This is a genomic window from Streptomyces sp. NPDC048197, assembly GCF_043202395.1.
GTDB classification, from domain to species: domain Bacteria; phylum Actinomycetota; class Actinomycetes; order Streptomycetales; family Streptomycetaceae; genus Streptomyces; species Streptomyces siderophoricus.
Map to the genome: position 1 here is coordinate 334,468 of NZ_JBIDAJ010000001.1, position 20,470 is coordinate 354,937.

Below are 20,470 nucleotides of genomic sequence, written 5' to 3' on the forward strand. Positions count from 1 at the left end.
CACACGGGAGAGGCAATGACTTCGACGGGCGCGGGAGCTGCGGGCGTAAGGGCGCAGGTCCGCACACGGGACGGCTGGGCGGTGCAGCACGCCGTGCTGACCGTCACCGACATGACGGGCGCGCAGGTGCTGCGTGCCGCGGCGGACGAGGACGGTGCCGTCCGCAGCGAGACGCCGCTGCCCGCCGGCCCGTACACGGTCATCGTGACGGCCGTCGGCTACGCACCGGTCGCCTCCAGCGCGATCGTGACGGCGAGCGGCCGGATGGAGGTCGGCAACGTCGTGCTGGCCCGGCAGGGCGGGGCCGAACTGCCGCCGCCCGGCGCCTGGACCATCGACCCGATGCACTCCACGGTGGGCGCGGTCGCCCAGCACCTGGGCATCTCCAGCGTGCACGGCCGGTTCACGGAGTTCAGCGGCCGCATCGAGATCGGCGAGGACCTGGGGAAGTCGCGGGTCGACGCGGTCATCAAGGCGTCGTCGATCGACACCGGCAACGGCATGCGCGACGGGCACCTGCGCAACGAGGACTTCCTCAACGTCGAGGTGTACCCGGAGATCACGTACCGCAGCACCGGCCTGTCACCGGCCGGCCCGGACCGCTGGACCGTGCACGGCGACCTGTCCCTGCACGGCGTCGTCCGCCCGGTGGACCTGGACCTGAGCTACCTCGGCACCGGGCCCGACCCGTGGGGCGGCGTCCGCGCGGCCTTCCGCGCCACGGCCGAACTGCGGCGCGAGGACTTCAAGATGAACTACAACCAGGTCGTGGCCGCCGGTATCGCCGCGATCGGCACCACCCTGAAGGTCGAACTGGACATCCAGGCGGTACAGGGGGAGAGCTTGCCTATGGGGTGAGGCGAGGGTGAGGCGAGGGTGGGACGAGCGGCGGCGTGGCGGGAATAGCTTGCCCGGCTGCGTGGCGGGAATAGCTTGCCCGGCTGCCTGGCGGGAATAGCTTGGCCTCACGGTGCGTTGTAGGCCCGCAGGGGGCGTTTCGACCCCCTAGGGGATCTGTTCGACCGCTCCCTAAGGGCCCTCCTCCGGCCCCTTTCGCCCGAGTTCCCCAAGCCCCCAAGCCCCCGCCCAGGTCACGCCTCGCGCCCGCCCTCACCCTCGCCCCCGCCCCGCATCGCCTCGATGCCCGCGATCTGCAGGTCGAGTGCGAAGGCGAAGTCCCGGTCCAGCATGGCCACGGCCGACCGGCCCGTACGGACGCGGTCGGCACGGAGGGACAGTTCCATCGTCTCGGCGAACTCCGGGCGGCCCGAGATGGCTGAGACGACCTGCTCGAAGTAGTCGTCCAGGCTGATGCCCGCGGCCCGGCACCGCGCCTCGTGCGTCGCCCGGATCGTCGCGAAGCCGTAGACGAAGTGGAACAGCGACGCCAGCGCGCCGGACGTGCGCTCGGCGTCCAGGCCGCTGCGCCCCATCACCCGCAGCGTGGCGTTGGAGAACGCCGTCGAGTGCGGGCCGATGTTGATGAACTCGCCCAGCAGCCGGGCCGCCCAGGGGTGCCGCAGCAGCATGTCGCGGTATCCGGTGGCGAGGACCCGGAGCTGTTCGCGCCAGTCGGCGCCGGGCTCCGACTCGTCGGGCAGGGGCAGCTCGCCGGCCACCGCGTCGACGGCCAGCTCCAGCAGATCGTCCTTGGTATCGACGTACCAGTAGACGGACATCGCGGTGACACCGAGCTCGGCGGCGAGGCGGCGCATCGAGAACCTCGCCAGCCCCTCGTCGTCCAGCAGCCGGACGGTCGCCCCGACGATCTTGTCGAGGTCGAGTCCGGCCGGCTGCTCCGCCTTGCGCTTGAGCGGGGGGCGCTCGGTCAGCCAGACGCTGTGCGGCCGCTTACCGGCACGGCCGTTGGTGGCGGTCATGGCGTCCGTCCTCTTCTTGTTCAGGTTTTCACGTGCTGTACGGCATTCACGTTCGGCACGTCGGCGTGCAGGGTCGATACGTCGGCGTGCACGTTCGGCAGGTCGGCCTACGTGTCCGGCACGTCGGCGTTCCACGATCTTCTGCACCGTCGATGCTATTCCGCGGCAGCGGCGGCCGCTTCCGGCGCTTCCGGTGCTGTCGATGCCACTGATGCCGCCGGTGTCGCTGACGTCGTCCCTCAGACCACCTGTGCCCCGTGTGACCCCTGCGCCCTCTGTGCCCCCTGTGCTTCTCGGGCCTCGGGTGCTTCGGGTGCTTCGGGTGCCTCCGGTGTCCCCTGCTCATGCCCGGTGCGTTCCGCCCGGCGCAGGAGTACGGCGGCGAGCAGTCCGCCGAGGAACACCGCGGCCGCGCCGACCAGCTGGCTGGTGCCGATGCCGGAGGCGAAGGCGTCCTGGACGGCGGTCCGTTCGGCGGTGCCGTGCGTACGGGCGAGGGCCGCGGAGAGCGAGCCGGCGCCCGCGGCCGCCAGTGGGAGCAGGGCCGTGAAGCGGGAGTTGAGGACCGCGCCGAGGACGGCGACGCCGAGGCCCTGGCCGAATTCCATCAGCGTGCCGTTGACCCCGGCGCCCACGCCGGCCTTGGCCGGCGGGATGGCGGACATGATCGCGTTGGCCATCGTCGGCATGGCGAGCGCGACGCCGATGCCCATCACGATGAGACCGGTGAGCATGCCGCCGTAGCTGTGTCCGCCGAGCAGCGCTATGGCGGCGAGTCCGGCGGCGAGCAGCGACATCCCGGTGATGATCATGCCGGGGGTGCCGAACTTCGGCATCAGGCGGGCGCCCAGGCCGGTGAAGTTGATCAGGATGACGGTGACGGCGAGCGGCGCCATCCGCAGACCGGCGTCCAACGGGCCGTATCCGAGCACCAGTTGGAGGTGCTGGGTGAGCAGGAACATCGAGCCGCCCATCCCGAAGGCGACCAGGATGCCGCCGGAGACCGCGCCGATGAACCGGCGGTTGCGGAAGAAGTGCATGTCCAGCATGGGGTGGGGGGTGTGCAGTTCCCATCCCGCGAAGAGGGCGAGGCCGGCGATCCCGATGGCGGCGGAGATCAGCACCTGGCCGGAGAGCCAGCCGGCGTGTGGCCCGGAGATGATCGCGAAGACCACTCCGCCCATACCGATCATGGAGAGCAGGGCGCCGAGGAGGTCCATGGGGGTCCCCCCGCCCGAGCCCGTTCGAGGGTGGGGGAGATCGCCGCCGCGGCTCTTGGACTCGGGGACGAGGGTGACGACCGCCGCGACGGCTATGACGGCGACCGGGAGGTTGACCAGGAACAGGGAGCCCCACCAGAAGTGGTCGAGCAGCGAACCGCCGATCAGCGGGCCGGCGGCGAAGCCGAGGGAGTTGACCGAGCTCCAGATGCCGATCGCCTTGGGGCGCTCCTCGTCGTCGAAGATCTGCATGACGACCGCGAGCGTGGTGGTGACCAGCAGCGCACCGCCGACGCCCATACCGGCCCGGGCCGCGATCAGCTGGCCGGGCGACTGGGCGAGCGCGGCCCCGAGCGAGGCCAGGCCGAACAGCACCAGGCCGACGGCGAGCATCTTCTTGCGGCCGTACCGGTCGGCGGAGTTGCCGGCGGTGAGCAGCAGGCCCGACTGGACCAGCGAATAGGCGTTGATCATCCACTGGACGTCGGCGGTGGTCGCGCCCATCTCCTCGGTGAGGGAGGGGATGGCGACGTTCAGGACGGTGTTGTCGAGGACGACCGTGAGCTGGGCGACGCAGATGACGGCCAGGATCAGCCAGCGGGCGGCATGCCGGCCCGGCGGGTGGAGCGTGGTGGTTGCGGCGTCGGACGCCACGGGGGACGGCATACGGGCTCCCTGTACGGTGCGAGCGGTTGCCATACACCGTACAGGGCTGGTTATACGCCGTACATTTGATTTTCGGCCGAGTGGCGGTCGACCAATTCCGGGCGTCCGCGTCTGGGCGTACGTGTCTGGGCGTACGTGTCTGGGCGTACGTGTCTGGGCGTACGTGCTGGTCAGGCCCTCTTCGTCAGGTCGTAGAAGGTGGCGCTGCCGACCGTGACCTTCTTGAAGGTCTTCTCGACCCAGGAGCTGATCTGGGACGAGGGGCCCTGTCCGCCGCCCTGACCACCACGGCCGCCACGTCCGCCGAAGCCGCCGAGGCCGCCGAATCCGCCGGTCCACTTCCGACCCGCAAGGCCACCAGTGCCCCCAGAGCCCCCGGAGCCCCCAGGGCCGCCGGGACCGCCAGGGCCATCGGCGCCGAAGCCGTCCCGGCCGCCCGCGATGAAGTAGTGGATCTTCCCTTCCGCGACGTACTTCTTGAACTGGGCGAGGGTCGGCGACGGGTCGCTGCCGTTGAAGCCACCGATCGACATCACCGGCTTCTGGGTGGCCAGCTGGTAGCCGGCGGCGTTCTGCGAGCCGATGGCTGCGGCGGCCCAGGTGTAGTCGCCGGCGTCCTTCTCCAGCAGGGCCTTGGCCCGGGCGCTGACCTTGGTGCCGTTGAGCAGGCCGCCCATTGCGCCGCCCATGCCACCGCGCATACCGCGGACACCGCGCATACCACGCATACCGGGTAGCCGACCGGCGGCGGTCCCGGGGCCTCCGGGCGCTCCGGCGGCTCCCGCCTGCGCTCCGGCGGCTCCGGTTTGTGCTCCGCCGGCTCCGCCCTGCGCTCCGCCGCCCGGCAGCGCGCCCCCACCCGGCATCGCGCCGTTGTTGCCGCGCCACATGCGGTGCCGGCCCCCGGGGAAGCCCCCGCCCGGTCCGCCCATACCGCCGCTCACCGAAGGCCCGGCCGTGATGATGGACCCGCCCTTGGGCGTATTGATGGTGTCGAGCGTGTACGCGACCGGTCCGGCCAGCGCCGTAACCACCCCGAGCCCTGCGGCAACGACGCCGATCCGCCGGCTGACAGGGACCCGAGCCGCCGCCCTCTGCTGGTCCGCAGCCTTCTGTCGGTCCGCGCCCATCTGCTGGTCCGCGGCCGTCTGCCGGTCCGCATCGAACGGTCGGTTGATGGCCTTCTGCTGGTCCGCAGCCACCTGCTGGTCCGCGGCCGCCGTTTTCCGTACGCCCAGCAGAAGCCCCACCGCGGCCAGCGCCCCGAGCGCCAGTACGGTCCAGCGCAGCCACGGCAGCCAGTCGGGCGAGCGGTTCAGCAGGACGTACGACCAGCCCGCGGTCACCGCGACCGTCAGCGCCAGCACGACCGACGCCAGCCGCCCGCCACGCCGCCACAGCAGGGTTGCGCCCATCCCGACCAGCGCCGCGATGTACGGGGCCAGTGCGATGTTGTAGTACTGGTGAAAGATCCCGGACATGAAGCTGAACGTCGTGAAGGTCATCAGCAGCGCACCGCCCCACACCAGGAACTCGGCCCGCTGACCGGCCTGTTCGGCGCCGAGGCCGGTCGTGGAGCTCGCGGTTACGACCGGATCGGCCCCGACTCGCTCGGCTGCGGCCCGTTCGGGCACGACAGGCACGACGGGTGCGGTGGGCACGACAGGCACGGCGCCGGCGGCCGTACGGCGGGCACGCCACAGCAGCCCCACCGCCACCACCAGCAGGATCAGCGCGGCGGGCAGCAGCCAGGAGATCTGCCCGCCCATGTCGGACGAGAACAGCCGGGTGAGGCCGGTCTCGCCCCAACCGCCGCCCCCTCCCGGGCCGCGTCCGCCCCCGCCGACGCTGCCGGTCTCGTTGCCGCTGATCCGCCCGAAGCCGTTGTAGCCGAAGGTCAGCTCCAGGAAGCTGTTGGTCTGCGAGCCACCGATGTACGGCCGCGAGGACGCCGGCCAGAGCTCGACGATCGCCACCCACCAGCCGCCGGACAGCACGATCGCCAGCCCGGCGAGCAGCAGTTGCCCGAACCGCTTGCGCAGGCCCACCGGCGCGCAGCAGGCGTAGGCCACGGCGAGCGCCGGCAGGATCAGCCACGCCTGCAGCGTCTTGGTGAGGAACCCGGCGCCGAAGCAGAGCCCGGCCAGCACCAGCCACTTCGTCCGGCCGTCCGCAAGCGCACGCAGTACCGCCGCGACCGCGCACACCATCAACAGGCAGAGCAGCGCATCGGGGTTGTTGAACCGGAACATCAGCGCCGCCACCGGCGTCACCGCCAGCACCCCGCCGGCGAGCAGACCCGCGCCCGCCCCGAACCGCCGTCGTACGGTCGCGTACAGCACACCGACGGTCGCCACGCCCATCAACGCCTCGGGCACCAGGATCGCCCAGGAGCTGAGACCGAAGAGCCGTACGGACAGCGCCATCGGCCAGAGCGCGGCCGGCGGTTTGTCGACGGTGATGGAGTTCGCGGCGTCGGACGAACCGAAGAAGAACGCCTTCCAGCTCTCGCTGCCGGCCTGTACCGCGGCCGAGTAGAACTGGTTGGCGTAGCCGGAGGCGGACAGGCTCCAGAGATAGAGCACGGCCGTGACCAGCAACAACGCGACGAGCGCGGGCCTCGCCCAGCGCTCCCGGGGCGTGGCGCCAGGGGGGACAGCAGGGTGCAGGTCCGAATGCGGGTCCGGATGCGGGTCCGGATGCGGGTCCGGATGCGGGTCCGGATGTGGACGCAGACGCGGGTTCATCGGGTGCTCCTGGAAAAGTCGTGGTTCTGGTCGTGCAGTGGCGCGCCGTCGTGGGCGCCTCCGTGGGCGCCCCCGTGGGCGTCCTCGGCCGCTGCATCGGCGACGGCATCGGCGGCTCCCTCGGCGGCGCTCTGCGCAGCGCCCTCCGCAGCGTCCCGTCGCTCGCGGTCCGGGAACACCCAGGCGCGGAAGAGCAGGAACCGCAGCACCGTCGCCGCCAGGTTGGCGGCCACCAGCACCGCCAGTTCGGTGCCGTGCGAGGACGGTCCGCTGGCCGCGTCAAGCGCGGCCAGGGACCCGCTGGTCAGCACCAGGCCGATGGCGAAGACCACCAGGCCCTGGGCCTGATGGCGGACCGCCCGGTCCCGCCCGCGCACCCCGAAGGTGAGCCGCCGATTGGCCGCCGTATTGGCCATCGCGGACAACAACAGTGCGGCGGCGTTGGCCAGTTGGGCGCCCGTACCGAGCCGGAAGAGGGAGTAGAGCCCGAGGTACAGCAGGGTGCTGAGCCCGCCGACGACGCAGAAGCCGACGAGCTGACGGGCCAGCCCGCCCGGCACCCCGGGCAGCTCCCGGTCCCGCGGATCGTCCCCGAACGGCCGGGCCAGCCGGTCCAGCGGCAACGCCCCGGTCGCCAGCGCCCGCCCCACCCGCCAGACGCCCTTCAGGTCGTCGGTGGCCGTGCGCACGAGGTGCACGGTGCTGTTCGGGTCGTCGACCCAGTCCACCGGCACCTCGTGGATCCGCAGCCCGGCCCGCTCCGCGAGCACCAGCATCTCGGTGTCGAAGAACCACCCGGTGTCCTCGACCATCGGAAGCAGCCGCTCCGCGACATCGCCCCGTATGGCCTTGAACCCGCACTGCGCGTCGGAGAAGCGGGCGGCGAGCGAACCCCGCAGGATGAGGTTGTACGTTCGCGAGATGAACTCCCTCTTCGGTCCGCGAACAACCCGCGCGCTCCGGCTGAGCCGCGAACCGATCGCCAGGTCCGAGTGCCCGGAGATCAACGGCGCCACCAACGGCAGCAGGGCATTGAGGTCCGTCGACAGGTCGACGTCCATATAGGCCAGCACCGGCGCCTCGGAGAGCGACCACACGGTGCGCAGCGCCCGCCCGCGCCCCTTCTGCTCCAGCCGTACGGCCGTGACCTCGTCGATCGCGTCATCGAGCCGTGCGGCGACCTCGGGCGTACGGTCGGTGCTCGCGTTGTCCGCGATGGTGATCCGGAACCCGTACGGGAAGGTCCGCGCGAGGTGCTCGTGCAGCCGCCGGACGCACCGCTCCAGATCCGACTCCTCGTTGTAGACGGGGATGACCACATCCAGCACGGTCGCGGTCTGGCCGAGGCACAGATGCTCGCGAGGCGGCAAGGAGCCCAGTGGTGTGTCGGGCGGCTGTGTCGTCGTCATGCCCCCGACCCTCGCCAACGGCCCTGTCACGGCCATGTGGTGAGCCTGTGGCCTGGCTGTGAGTGGCGGGCCGTGAGCGGGTACGGGTGGTCCCGCCGGCCGACAGGGTCACCGTGGGGACGGGGCGGCGTCACCGTGGAGAGGGGGGGCACTGGGAAGACGGGGCGGGGTCACCGGGAAGACGGGTGGAGTCACCGAGCAATGACGGCAGAGGTACCGCGAAGGCAAGGGAGACAGGGCCACCGCCAAGACGGGAGGCAGCGTCACCGCGAGGACGGCAGCGTCACCGTGAAGACCGTCCGCCCCGGTGCGCTCTCGACGCCGACCGTACCGCCGTGCGCGGCAACTACGGCCTGCACGATCGCGAGCCCGAGCCCTGTGCTGCCGGCCGCCCGCGAGCGCGAGGCGTCCCCGCGCGTGAACCGTTCGAACACGCGCGGCAGGAGATCGGCCGGGATGCCGGGCCCGTCATCCTCCACCTGGAGCCGGACGGCGGGCTGGGGGACGTGGCCGGGCCGGGCGCGCCTCTGTAGAGCCTGTACGGCTGAGACCTGACCCCCCGGTGAGACCCGACCACCCGGTGAAGCCTGACCACCCGGTGAAGCCTGAGCCGTTGGCATTTGCCCAGTTGGGACGTGCACCGTTGGGACCTGCCCCGTTGGGACGTGCACCGTTGGGACGCGCCCCGTTGCGATTTGCCCCGTTGGGATTTCCCCCTGTGGCGCAGGGAATCCGACAGGTGGTGCAGGGAATCCGGCCAGCGGGACCACCCGGGCCGTCACCGTCGTCCCCTCGGGTGTGTGCGTCCGGGCGTTGGCCAGCAGGTTCACCAGGACCTGGTGCAGCCGCCCGCTGTCGCCGTGGACCCACGCCGGCTCGTCCGGCAGCTCCAGCCGCCACCGGTGCCCGGGCCCGGCCACCCGTGCATCGCTCACCGCGTCCACCACCAGCGGCGAGAGATCAGTGCTCTCGTACGAGAGCGGGCGTCCCGAATCGAGCCGTGCGAGCAGCAACAGGTCCTCCACCAGCCCCGTCATCCGCTCCGCCTCGGACTCGATCCGCCCGAGGGCATGCCGGGTCACCGGCCCGGGCCGCTCGTCCCCGCGCCGGGTCAGCTCGGCGTACCCCCGGATCGACGCCAGCGGCGTCCGCAGCTCATGGCTGGCGTCGGCGACGAACCGCCGCACCCGCATCTCGCTCTCCTGACGCACCGACAGCGCCGAGCCGACGTGTCCCAGCATCCGGTTGAGCGCCGCCCCGACCTGCCCCACCTCGGTCCGGGCATCCGCCTCCGCCGCCGGTACGCGGACGTGCAGCGCCACCTCGCCCTGGTGCAGCGGGAGTTCGGAGACCCGGGTGGCGGTGGCGGCGACCCGCCGCAGCGGCCGCAGCGCGATCCCCACCATGCTCGCCCCGGCGATCCCCGCCGCGACCAGTCCGGCAACCGTCACACACGTCTCGATCAGCACCAGCCGGCCGACCGTGTCCTGGACCTCGCCGAGCGGCAGCCCGGCCACCAGTGAGCCGTCCTTCGCGGACTGCACGCGGTAGTCGCCGAGCCCGGGCAGCTTGGCGGTGTGCGGACGGCCGTCGCGCGGTACGCGGTCCAGCGCCGCGACCTGCTCACCGGTCAGCCACGCCAACCGCTCCGAGGGCTCCCGGCTGGTCGAATTGTTCAGCCGCGCCCCCACGTCGAGCGCACCGTCCCGCCCGACCCGCGCCCCCACCGTGCCCACGCGCTGGCCCACCATCGCGACGAAGTCGAGGGTTTCGCTCCGCATCGGATCGTGCGGCCGCGGCATCATCGCCCGTCCGACGCTGTCATTCACCCGCTCGTCCAACTGCCCCTGGAGGTACGAATGCAACGCGATGGTGGTGACGATCCCGATCACCGCCCCCACAACGGCAATCAGAGCCACCGCCGACACCACCAGCCGCGTCCGCAACGTCCACCGCCGCCCGGCACCCGCCGACCGCCGCCCGACCCCGGCCGTACGCCCACTCCCGGCCGCCCGACCTGACACGGCCCCGGAAACATCCGGGCACTCGCGTGGCGGAACGGGCGAGCGCACGGCCCGGGACGCGGACGCGGGCCGAGCCGTGCCTTCGGTTACGGGCGCGCCTCCCGTTACGGACGCCGGCGCGGCCCCGGCCATGGGTGCGGGCGCTCCTACAGAAGCAGGCTCGGATCCGGCACCCGAAACGGACGAGGGCGCAGGCACCGAAACGGGCGCCGCCGCGGGCTCCGCAAGAGGCGCCCCCGCGGCACCCGGACCGAGAGCTGCAGCGGGGTCGGGACCAGCACCGGGACCGAGAGCAGGACCGGGACCGGAACCGAGAGCAGGGCCGAGATCGTGAGCAGGACCGTGACCGTGAACAGGACCGAGATCACGAGCAGGACCGGGATCATGAGCAGGACCGTGATCGGGCAGCGGCACAAGCGCGGGATCGGCCACCGCTCCGCTACCCACCCGGCTTGATCAGATAGCCCGCACCCCGCCGCGTATGGATCATCGGCGCCCGCCCCGCATCGATCTTCCGCCGCAGGTACGAGATGTACAGCTCCACGACATTGGCCTGGCCGCCGAAGTCATAGCTCCAGACCCGGTCGAGGATCTGGGTCTTGCTCAGCACCCGCCGCGGATTGCGCATCAGATACCGCAGCAGCTCGAACTCCGTGGCCGTCAGATGGATTTCCTGCCCACCCCGCCACACCTCATGGCTGTCCTCGTCCAGCACCAGATCGCCCACCGTCAGCCGCGACTCGCTCCGGGCAGCCGCCGCCCCGGCCCGGCGCAGCAGACCCCGCAGCCTGGCCACCACCTCCTCCAGGCTGAACGGCTTGGTGACGTAGTCGTCCCCGCCGGCCGTAAGCCCGGCGATCCGGTCCTCGACCGCATCCTTGGCCGTCAGGAACAGCACCGGCACGTCCGGCAGTTCGCGCCGCAGCCGTCCGAGCAGCGTCAGCCCGTCCATGTCCGGCAGCATGACGTCCAGCAGCACCGCATCCGGCCGCCAGCTACGGGCCGAGCGCAGTGCCCCCGCGCCATCCCCTTCGGCACGGATGTCCCAGCCTTCGTACCGCAGGGCGAGCGACAGCAGATCGGCGAGCGAGGACTCGTCGTCGACCACCAGCACCCGCACCGGGCTGCCGTCCGGCCGCAGCAACTCCGGCTGCTTCCCGGGCGCTCTTCCGGACGCAGCGCCCGCCGGAACCGAACCCGCCGGTACCGAGGTAATCGGAGCCGACGAAACCGAAACTGACGAAGCATGAAGAGACGCTGAAGACGACGAAGTCACGGTCATGCCGGTGAGCCTGACGCCTGCTCGTGAGAGCTCCCTTTCTCCTCCCTGTGAATCTCCTGAGAATCCCGGACGCCCGCCCCGACAGGGCTCATGGTCGAGCCCCTGGCCGGGTCCCTGGTCGAGTCCCTGTCGAGTCCGCGCCCGGGTCCATGGCCGGGTCCGCGACCAGGTCTGTGGTCGAGTCCACGACCAAGTACCTGATCGGGTCCCGGATCGAGCCCACGACCGCATCCGTGACCGGTTCCGCCCCCGGTTCCATGTCCCGATCCGTGACCGGTTCCGTCCCCGGTTCCATGTCCGCATCCCGGACCGGTTCCGTGACCGCACACGTACCCGGTTGCGAGACCGCAACCATGACCGGCGCCGTGCCCGCGTCCATGACCGGGTCCGTGACCGGCCTGGGCCGCCCCCCGCGCGGTCCAGGCCGATCACCACTGCCCCAAGCATGGCACCCCCCACTGACAATCGCCCTGACCAGCGCCTTTGCCTCTTAACGGGTGCCTCGCCCACCCACCCAGGACCCCCCGGCGTACCGTCCTGCCATGACACACGAGCCTCTGACACACCAGCCTCTGGCGAACGACCCACTGTCACACGGCCCTTCGACACACGACCCGCTGACGCAGGCCCCTCTGACGCACACCTCCCTGCCGGGCGACTCGCTGAGCCTTGTCGCCCTCTCCGGCAGCCTGCGCGCCCGCAGCTCCAACGGTGCGGTGCTGAACTCCGCCCTCACCCTGTGGGACGGCCCCGCCACCACCGCGGACATCGGCGCGCTCCCGCACTTCAACCCCGACCTGGACGGCGAGGACGCCACTCCTCCCACCTCCGTCGCCGCCCTGCGCACCGCCGTGGCATCCGCCGACGCCCTGCTCATCGTCAGCCCGGAGTACGCGCACGGAGTCCCCGGCGTCCTCAAGAACGCACTCGACTGGCTGGTCAGCAGCGGCGAGGTGGTCCACAAGCCGGTCGCGGTGATCACCGCGTCCCCCTTCCCCACCGGCGGCGACTACGCCAACGCCCAACTCCGGGAGACCCTGCGCATGATGACCGGCGAGGTCATCACGGCCGCCTGCCGGGAAATCCCCGCGATCGGCCCGAAGATCGACGCTGCGACGGAACGCGTCTCGGACGAGGCCACCCTCACCGACCTGGCCACGGCCCTGACCCACCTGGCCACCGCCACAACGGAAACACCAGCAGCCCGCTAGCGCGCCGGGCCACCTGCCACACAGTCAGCGCACCGCTCCACTCCGGGCACCACTACGGTCTCCACCCCGACCGCCCCCCCTGGCCGCCACCCCGGTCTCCACCACGTCCCCCGCCCCGGCCGCCCGGTCTCCACCACGTCCCCCGCTCCGGCCCCGTCCCGCCCCGTCCCGCCCCGCCCCGCCCCGTCCCGTCCCGTCCCGCAGCACGATCTACCCGCCGTTCTCCACCACGGTCCCGGCCTTCCCCAACCCGAACAACCGCGCCGCATTCCCGTAACAGACCCCGCGCAGCCACTCCTCCCCCATCCCCAACCGGGCCAGCGCCTCCAGCGCATGGGCGTACCCGTAGGGGATGTTGGGGAAGTCGCTGCCGAACAGGACGCGTTCACCGAGCTGCGCCAGCCGGGCGCGCTCGGCCCGCGGGAACGGCGCTGTCCGTTCCGCGAAGTCCGTGAAGGCCATCGTCGTATCGAGGTACACACCGGGATACCGTTCGGCCAGCTCCAGGAAATCGGCGTACTCCGGCATCCCAAGGTGGGCGATGATCAGCCGGAGCCGGGGATGCCGGGCCAGCACCCGCGCGATCGGCTCCGGACCGGTGTGCTTGCCGGGCGCGGGCCCCGACCCGCAGTGCACGACCACCGGCACCCCCGCCTCCGCGACGGCCCCCCACACCGCATCGAGCCGGGCATCGGCCGGGTCGTACGCCCCCACCTGCACATGCGCCTTGAAGACGCGTACGCCGCCGGCGAGTTCGTCCTGTACGTACGCCTCCGCGCCGTCCTCGGGGAAGAATGTCGCGGTCCGCAGACAATCGGGCGTACGAGCCGCGAAGTCGGCCGCCCAGCCGTTCAACCACTGCGCCATCCCCGGCTTGTGCGGATAGATCATCGAGGTGAACGCGCGTACGCCGAAGCCGCGCAGTACCGCCAGCCGCTGCTCCTCCTCGAAGCGGTACGTGATCGGCCACTCCCGGCCCACCAGCGGCCCGGCCGCGTCGAAATACGCCCAGACCTTCGCCATCACATGCTCCGGCATGAAGTGCGTATGGACGTCGATCAGCCCCGGCAGGCCCAGCCCCCGCCAGAACGCCCCCACCCGCTCGTCCCCGTCCGCCACCTTGACCCTCCTCGTTCCACCCGCCACACCGACGGCCACCACCCGCCGGGCACCGGCCGCCCCCAGCCTCGCAGGCACGCACGGCCCAGCAGAACCCTGCGCCGCAGCCGATCCGTCCCTCCCAGCAGAACCCCGCACCTCAGAAGGACTCAGAGGAACACAGGGAAACGCAGAGGAACGCGGACGAACACAGAGGAACGCAGAGGAACCCAGGCGAGCCCAGGCGAACCCAGAAGAGCCCGCCCCCGCAAAAGCGCAGCGCCCGTCGCCCGGTCAGCGCGGACCGCACGGTCAAAACAGACCTGCTCGGTCAGAACAGACCCACCCGCCCGATCAGAACCCGCCCGGCCAGAAGAGATAGTCAAAACAGACCCACCCGGTCAGAACAGCCCTTCCTGCTCCCCTCCCCGCTCCGACGCACCCGGTACTGACGTACGGTCCGGCAGCACCGGCACGGTCGTCACCCGCCCCGTGGCCGCCCCCAGCACCCATCCCGACAGCAACCGCGCATCCATCACCACAACCGGCCCCGGCCCACCGGCCCCCGCACCCTGACCCGCACCAGAACGCCGCCCCTCAGCCCCACCCACTACCACCACGGAGCCGACTGCCCCCGCTGCCCCCGCTGCCCCCACTGCCCCCTCATCTCCTCCCGCCAGCCGGAGATACACATCCGAGCCGACCCCGGCCAGCACCTCCCCCACGATCTCCGCCCCCGCCGTCAGCCCGCCCAACACCGCCGCACCGGCCGGTACCCGGTCCAGCCCGAACAGCTCCGTATGGTCCGTAAACGCGAACTCCACCGGCTCAAGCGTCTCCGGCCACCCACCCAACCCCCTTGCTCTGGAGTGGAGTTGCGCCAACTCTGCGCACCGCTCCGGTACCTCCGGCAGCGCTCCCCGCGCCGCCCGCTTCGCCGCCTTCGTGAAGCGGTCCGGGATCGCCAGGGCACTCCCCAGCAGCGCCTCCGCCCGTCGCGCCGCCATCAGCGGACCGCGGCCCAGCCATGCGTACGCCACCGCCCCCTGCTCCACCAGCCGCGCCGGCCCCCGCTCGGCGGCCGTGATCCCCACCTTGAGCAAACCGGGCCCGAAGTACGCGAGGTAGACGGCGTACGGACGCGGGTCATCGGCCATGGTGTCCGCGGCCACCGACCGGGACCGGTCCAGCTGGGCACACCGCGCGCACTGGTCCTTGGCGCTCTCCCCGTCCAGCACCGCCGCATACGGGCACACCAGCCAGCGGCCGGCCCGCCGTACGCCCAGACAACGGCGCTCCCCCTGCGCCGCGAAGGCCAGCCTCTTCCCCGCGGGAAGCGGACTTTCCCGCTCCTCGTCCCGCTCGGCGCAATACCAACCCAGCCGCTGCCCGAACCCCGCCGATGCCCCCTCCGCCCCAGGCCCCGCCGGAGGAGCCGCCCCGGCCCCCGTCAGCCCACTAGTCCCCCTCAGCCCGTCAGACTCCCCCAGCCCGCCTGCCCCCTTCAGCGCACCGCCAGGCCTCAGCGCCCCGGAGGCCGTCAGCGCACCAGCCACCGACCCGGCCCCGGACTCTGCTCCTGGCCCGGACCCCGCTCCCAGCCCAGACCCCACTCCTGGCCCTAGCCCGGCTCCCGGCCGTACCCCCGAACCACCGCCCGACCAGCGCGGTCCCGTACATCGCCACCACACCTCGCCAGCGTACGACCCCCCACCGACAACGCCCGACTACCGCAGAGCACCCGTCTCTCCCAGCGCACCGCCACCCGCAGGACGCCCGTCTCCCCCCAGAGCACCCGCCACCCGCAGGACGCCCGTCTCCCCCCAGAGCGCCCGCCCCGCACAACCACCCGCCTCACGCACCCCGGACGACCCAGCCCCCGCGAGTCACAGCCCCCGCCCCGCCCCCACCAGCCACAGCCTCCGCCCCCACAGGCCCCAGCCCCTGGCCCGGCCCCCGAAACGTATTCCGGTACCTCCGCGGCGACACCCCCAGTGCCGACTGCAGATGCTGCCGCAGCGACGCCGCCGTCCCGAAGCCGGCCTCCGCCGCGATCCGGTCCACCGTCAGCTCCGTCTCCTCCAGCAACTGCCGTGCCCGCTCGATCCGTTGCTGGGTCAGCCACTGCAACGGCGAGATCCCCACCTCCTCCCGGAACCGCCGGGTGAAGGTCCGCACGCTCATCGCCTCGCACGCCGCGAGCTCCCGCAGCGTCACCGGCCGGTCCAGGTGTTCCAGCGCCCAGGCCCGCGCCCGCCCCGTCGAGGACACCTGCGGCTCGGGCATCGGCCGCCGGATGTACTGCGCCTGGCCGCCCTCCCGGTGCGGAGGTACGACGGTCCGCCGGGCCACGTCATTGGCGACGGCCGCCCCGTGGTCACACCGGACCATGTGCAGACACAGGTCGATGCCCGACGCGACCCCCGCCGCCGTCAGCACGTCCCCTTCGTCCGTGTACAGCACGTCCGCGTCCAGTTCGACGTGCGGAAACAGCCGGCGGAAGTCGTCCACCGACCGCCAGTGCGTGGTCGCCCGCCGCCCGTCCAGCAGCCCGGCCGCCGCGAGCACGAACGCGCCCGTACAGATCGACGCGATCCGCGTGCCGGGCCGGATCCGTGCCAGCGCCTCGGCCAGTTCCGCGCTCAGCCGCCCGGCACCGTGCTCCGTCCGGTCGTAATCCGCCCCGGAGGCCGGTACGACCACGGTGTCCGCCTCGGCAAGCGCCTCCGGCCCGTGCGCCACGCACACCGTGAAATCCGTGTCCGTCCGCACCTCACCCGGCTCCAACGCACAGGTCACCAGCTCGTAGAGCCGCTCCCCGTCCGCCGAACGGGCCTCGCCGAAGATCCGGTGCACGATGCCCACCTCGATCGGCAGCATCCCGTCCCGCACCAGCACCGCCACCCGATGCCGCCGCACCCCCTCACCGCTCACGGCTCCCCCAGCCCGAGCCCCCATGGCCTTCCCCATACCGGGCCCCCACCATTCCCCACACCATTGCCGTTGCCCATGGCCCGATCCTTGCACAGTATGGCCATCCGGCCACTCGTCCGTACGCCCACCCTTCCGGACAGTGGGTGGCATGAAGATCCTCTGGCTGTTCGCCCACCCCGACCCGCGCTCCCTGAGCGGCGCCTTGAAGGACGAGGGCCTGCGCGCGCTCGAAGCCCACGGCCACGAGTACCGCGTCTCCGACCTGTACGCCATGAAATGGAACCCGGTGGTCGACGCCCCCGACTACGGCCACGACCCCACCGACCGCCTCCACGTCGGCCCGGCCTCCGAACACGCCTACCACCACGGCCACTTGAGCCCGGACATCATCGAGGAACAGTCCAAGGTCACCTGGGCGGACACCGTGATCGTCCAGTTCCCCCTCTGGTGGTACGGCATGCCCGCCATCCTCAAGGGCTGGTTCGACCGCGTCTTCATCAGAGGCTTCGCCTTCGGCCACACCGACCCGGAGACCGGCCGCCCGCTGCGCTACGGCGACGGCCAGCTCACCGGCAAACGCGCCATGGTGATCACCACCGCCGGCGCCCGCGCCGCCACCCTGGGCCCGCGCGGCGTCAACGGCAACCTCAACGATCTCCTCTTCCCCCTGCAGCACGGCACCCTCTGGTACACCGGCATGTCGGTCCTCCCGCCCCTCCTGATCCCCGGCGCGGACCGCACCACCCCCACCGCCTACGCAACCGCCGCCACCCGCCTACGCGAGCGCCTGCGCACCCTCCCCACCACGGAGCCCCTCGCCTTCCGCCACCAGAACACCGGCGACTACGACGACGACCTCCTCCTCCACCCCCACCTCACCCCCACCCCACCCACGGGCCCCTCCGCCCACTACACAACCCCGCCCCCACCCCACCACCCCTGACACCGCGCGAACGCGATGTCCCTGGAACCCCTGGAACGCAAAAAAGCCGCAGGGCCGTGGATGAAGATCCACGGCCCTGCGGCGTCAGTAGCGGGGACAGGATTTGAACCTGCGACCTCTGGGTTATGAGCCCAGCGAGCTACCGAGCTGCTCCACCCCGCGTCGGTTCCCCGAACACTACGCGACTCCCGGCCCCACGCCTAATCCTTTTCCCACCACCGCCCACAACACCGACACGCACCGGCCCGGTCAACCCCGGCATGAGGCGGGGGCGGGCGTCTCAACGCCCGGGTCTGAGACCGCCTGCGTCCGGCAACAGATCGACCACCGCTTTACAAGTTCGAGCCCAGCTCGGTGCAAACTGCAGGTCTCCCCTACGGCCCCGACAACTGGCCGCCGCCCTGGGCCCTTTCGTTCCTTCACCACCCGGAGCACAACCACACGCCAAGCCATCAGACGGCCCGTGCCTCAGCCGCAAAGGAGCCGGTTCATGCGTGGGAAGAGGCAGCCAACCACCCCTGAGTAAGTGGAGATGGATTTCGACAGCCGCTCGCCGGCCATGACCCCTCGTGTGAACTACCGGAGCATGGTCGCTGAGGCCGTTCGGCCTGATCAACTGGCCTACCAGGGCGACAGGTTGTCGCTTCAGGCCCCCACAGTTGCCGTACTCCGCTTTCGCGCGGCGCGGGTCAATCGCTGACGAGCGAGAGCATGCCACTCAACCCGACGAGCCCCAAGCCAAGGGCGATGAGCAGCACCGACCACGAACAACACGCAAAGGAAGGAGATCACCACGACGATCCACCTACGGCCGACTGCTGATGCGTAGTCGGTGTCATCGTCACTCCAGTCGCGTCCCGTCATCGCGCCCCTCCTGGCCCCGCTTTACCGAGCGAGCGACGCGGAGAGAGTTTGAAGCCTGGCCCTTGGGGTGAGCGTGGCCCGCAAAGCTGCGCATGGGTCGTCGGTATGAGCAACAAGCGCGGCGCCAGCGAGGATCTGATCTTCACGACGAAGTACGGCGCCTCCATCGAGCCGGGCAACCTCACCCGCATGTTCGCTCTGCGTGCTCGCCGTGCCGGGCTCCGGGTCATCCCGCTGCGCAACACCCGGCACACGTGCAGTGCGCTGCTGGTCCTCTTGAAGGTTCACCCGAAGGTCTCGCAGCGGATCCTTCGCCACTCAGCGATCGAGATCACGATGGATGTCTACGCCAAGGCGGATGACGAAGACGTGCGCGAAGCCCTGGTGATGCCGTCGGCCGCGCTGGGTGGCACCGGCCGACCCAGTTGCTGTACTTCGCTGCTGTACAGCACGACAAAGCCCCCGTCCGGATTACCCGGCGGGGGCTTTGACCTGCTGTGCGCTCGGCAGGATTCGAACCTGCAACCTTCTGATCCGTAGTCAGATGCTCTATCCGTTAAGCTACGAGCGCTTGGCTTTCCGGCGGTTTTTCTTGCCGGTCGGCGTTGCGGGAACAACATTACATGACCTGCGGCGTCAGGCGAAATCCATTCCCCCCACCCCCTCTGACCTGCGGAAATGCTGTCGCGGGCGGGCTTGGGGGTGAGTCGGGGCCGGGTCGGCGGTCGGCGATCCGAGTGAAGTTCGGGTGGGGGGAGCCCTCTTCGGGGCGGGCCGGACGGACCGGAGGGGCGCGCGGGACGCCGGGTGTGACGGGGGCCACTGAAAAGGGAAGCCCGGAGAGCAAGAAGGGAAGCCCGGCGAAGATCCGGGGGAAGATCCGGGAGGGCCACGAGGAGATCCGGGAAAGGCGCCGGGGAAAGTCAGGGCTAGAGATCAGGGAAGCATCCGAGGAGATCAGCAGAGAGATCTCCGGGGGCGTCCCACAAGGCCTTCGTGATGCCCGGGGCGGGCCGAAAACAGCCTCCACGATGCCCGGGGCGGCGCACAAAGCCGCCGCGGTGCCCGGGGTGTGCCCCGCGAAGCCCCGGCTATGCGCAATGCGCTCAGAAAGCGTTCAGGCCCCGGTCTGAGTGACCGGGGCCTGGACGGAAACGAGCGGAGGCGGAGGGATTTGAACCCTCGATCGGGGGTAAACCCGAAACCGCATTAGCAGTGCGGCGCCATAGACCGGACTAGGCGACGCCTCCACGCACCCCACGCGCGCAGGCGCGCTGTGGTGTGTGTCGATGATGGCACAGCTCCGAGGGCTGTCACCAATCGCCCCCTACGGTACTAGGCGCGCGGGCCACCCGGCAAAGACGTTCCTGCGGCGCAACGTCGGGTGCGGCGGCGCGTTAGGAGTGTGGGGCCGTGGCGATCGCTGTGTCGTGCGCCCCCGGCGTGTACGTACCGCGTACCGCCCCGCACTCGCCTCTCTGGAGCCTGTGATGTCGCACCGCCGGACGTCGTCCCCCTTCGCCGCCGCTGCCGCAGCAGCCACTGCCGTCACCGCCGTCACCGCAGCCACCGCCGTGCTGGCCCTGGTGGCGCCCGTCGCGTCGGCCGCCCCGATCCCGCTCCCCCACCACCGGTCCGGCGGCGGGGTGACGGGGGCCGGCCATCACGGCTCCGAGGGGAACGGGAACGGCCACGGGGGCGGGGAGGGACGGCGGCGCACCGGTGGAGCGGGGGCTCTGGTCGGGCCTGATCTGGTCATGGGGCGGAATGCACATCGGGAGCAGGTGGCCTCGCCCGAGGGACAGGCGAAGGGGCAGGCGGGGGGTAGAGAAAGCCGGCCGGCGGTCCACGGGGCGCCCCGGGATCACCTCACCGTTACCGTTCGCCGGTCCGGGTCGGCGCATACGGACGGGACGTTCGAGCTGTATTGCCACCCTGCGCGCGGGACGCACCACCATGTGCGGCGGGCGTGCGACAAGCTCGACTCCATGACGCGGTGGGGGAAGGACCCGTTCGCGCCGGTGCCGCAGCACGCGCAGTGCACGATGATCTACGGCGGGCCGGCGACCGCGCATGTCACCGGGACGTGGGCGGGGCGGCCCGTCAACGCGGACTTCCGGCGCACCAATGGGTGTGAGATCGAACGCTGGAGCCGCTTCGAACCTCTGCTCCCGGCGACCAGTTCGTGACCC

At 71.3% G+C, this 20,470-nt stretch carries 13 protein-coding genes, 3 tRNA genes and 1 pseudogene; 5 read left to right on the forward strand and 12 right to left on the reverse strand.

Translation table 11 applies throughout. The features are described from left to right. The first annotated feature begins 15 nt into the window (after positions 1–15). A complete protein-coding gene (locus ACGF4C_RS01545; protein ID WP_393562371.1) occupies positions 16–858 on the forward strand; it encodes a YceI family protein in 843 nt (280 codons plus the stop codon). Positions 859–1,091: 233 nt separating this feature from the next. On the opposite strand, the gene ACGF4C_RS01550 is transcribed toward ACGF4C_RS01545, so the two are convergent. The 6 genes from ACGF4C_RS01550 to ACGF4C_RS01575 form a co-directional block, all read right to left on the reverse strand. Then, on the reverse strand, positions 1,092–1,880 hold the full coding sequence (locus tag ACGF4C_RS01550) for a TetR/AcrR family transcriptional regulator (RefSeq protein ID WP_393562373.1): 789 nt from the start codon (positions 1,878–1,880) through the stop codon (positions 1,092–1,094). Between the two features lie 239 nt (positions 1,881–2,119). Next, entirely contained in the window at positions 2,120–3,766 is a 1,647-nt protein-coding gene (locus ACGF4C_RS01555; protein WP_393562374.1) for an MFS transporter, read from the reverse strand. 170 nt (positions 3,767–3,936) lie between these two features. Beyond that, entirely contained in the window at positions 3,937–6,513 is a 2,577-nt protein-coding gene (locus ACGF4C_RS01560; RefSeq protein ID WP_393562376.1) for a glycosyltransferase family 39 protein, read from the reverse strand. Beyond that, positions 6,510–7,922 carry a glycosyltransferase gene (locus tag ACGF4C_RS01565; RefSeq protein ID WP_393562378.1) on the reverse strand — a complete coding sequence of 471 codons (1,413 nt, stop codon included), beginning with the start codon at positions 7,920–7,922 and terminating at the stop codon, positions 6,510–6,512. The genes ACGF4C_RS01560 and ACGF4C_RS01565 overlap by 4 nt, the downstream gene beginning before the upstream one ends. A 263-nt stretch (positions 7,923–8,185) precedes the next feature. Further along, a complete protein-coding gene (locus ACGF4C_RS01570; RefSeq protein WP_393562380.1) occupies positions 8,186–9,841 on the reverse strand; it encodes an ATP-binding protein in 1,656 nt (551 codons plus the stop codon). 544 nt (positions 9,842–10,385) lie between these two features. Continuing rightward, on the reverse strand, positions 10,386–11,087 hold the full coding sequence (locus ACGF4C_RS01575) for a response regulator transcription factor (protein WP_030415880.1): 702 nt from the start codon (positions 11,085–11,087) through the stop codon (positions 10,386–10,388). A gap of 683 nt (positions 11,088–11,770) precedes the next feature. On the opposite strand from ACGF4C_RS01575, the gene ACGF4C_RS01580 reads away from it, so the two are divergent. Further along, a complete protein-coding gene (locus ACGF4C_RS01580; RefSeq protein WP_393562383.1) occupies positions 11,771–12,439 on the forward strand; it encodes an NADPH-dependent FMN reductase in 669 nt (222 codons plus the stop codon). A gap of 210 nt (positions 12,440–12,649) precedes the next feature. On the opposite strand, the gene ACGF4C_RS01585 is transcribed toward ACGF4C_RS01580, so the two are convergent. The 3 genes from ACGF4C_RS01585 to ACGF4C_RS01595 form a co-directional block, all read right to left on the reverse strand. After that, positions 12,650–13,558 (reverse strand): amidohydrolase family protein, encoded by a 909-nt coding sequence (locus ACGF4C_RS01585; protein ID WP_393562385.1) that lies wholly within the window; start codon positions 13,556–13,558, stop codon positions 12,650–12,652. A gap of 380 nt (positions 13,559–13,938) precedes the next feature. Beyond that, positions 13,939–15,027, reverse strand: a complete 1,089-nt coding sequence (locus tag ACGF4C_RS01590; RefSeq protein ID WP_393562827.1) for a DUF2797 domain-containing protein — start codon at positions 15,025–15,027, stop codon at positions 13,939–13,941. 364 nt (positions 15,028–15,391) lie between these two features. Then, positions 15,392–16,495, reverse strand: a complete 1,104-nt coding sequence (locus ACGF4C_RS01595) for a GlxA family transcriptional regulator (protein ID WP_393562387.1) — start codon at positions 16,493–16,495, stop codon at positions 15,392–15,394. Positions 16,496–16,619: 124 nt separating this feature from the next. Here ACGF4C_RS01595 and ACGF4C_RS01600 point away from each other — a divergent pair, with 124 nt between their 5' ends. Continuing rightward, positions 16,620–17,414 (forward strand): NAD(P)H-dependent oxidoreductase, encoded by a 795-nt coding sequence (locus ACGF4C_RS01600; RefSeq protein ID WP_393562389.1) that lies wholly within the window; start codon positions 16,620–16,622, stop codon positions 17,412–17,414. Between the two features lie 88 nt (positions 17,415–17,502). Here the strand turns inward: ACGF4C_RS01600 and ACGF4C_RS01605 are convergent. After that, a tRNA-Met gene (locus ACGF4C_RS01605) sits at positions 17,503–17,576 on the reverse strand. An 837-nt stretch (positions 17,577–18,413) separates the two neighbouring features. Between ACGF4C_RS01605 and ACGF4C_RS01610 the strand changes: the two are divergent. Beyond that, a pseudogene (locus ACGF4C_RS01610) lies at positions 18,414–18,695 on the forward strand (site-specific integrase); the annotation flags it as partial. 81 nt (positions 18,696–18,776) lie between these two features. Here ACGF4C_RS01610 and ACGF4C_RS01615 read toward each other — a convergent pair. Together ACGF4C_RS01615 and ACGF4C_RS01620 are read right to left on the reverse strand one after the other, a co-directional pair. Then, positions 18,777–18,849: transfer RNA gene (locus ACGF4C_RS01615), tRNA-Arg, on the reverse strand. A 588-nt stretch (positions 18,850–19,437) separates the two neighbouring features. Further along, a tRNA-Ser gene (locus ACGF4C_RS01620) sits at positions 19,438–19,528 on the reverse strand. Positions 19,529–20,035: 507 nt separating this feature from the next. Here ACGF4C_RS01620 and ACGF4C_RS01625 point away from each other — a divergent pair. Then, positions 20,036–20,467 (forward strand): SSI family serine proteinase inhibitor, encoded by a 432-nt coding sequence (locus tag ACGF4C_RS01625; RefSeq protein ID WP_393562829.1) that lies wholly within the window; start codon positions 20,036–20,038, stop codon positions 20,465–20,467. Positions 20,468–20,470: the final 3 nt, after the last annotated feature.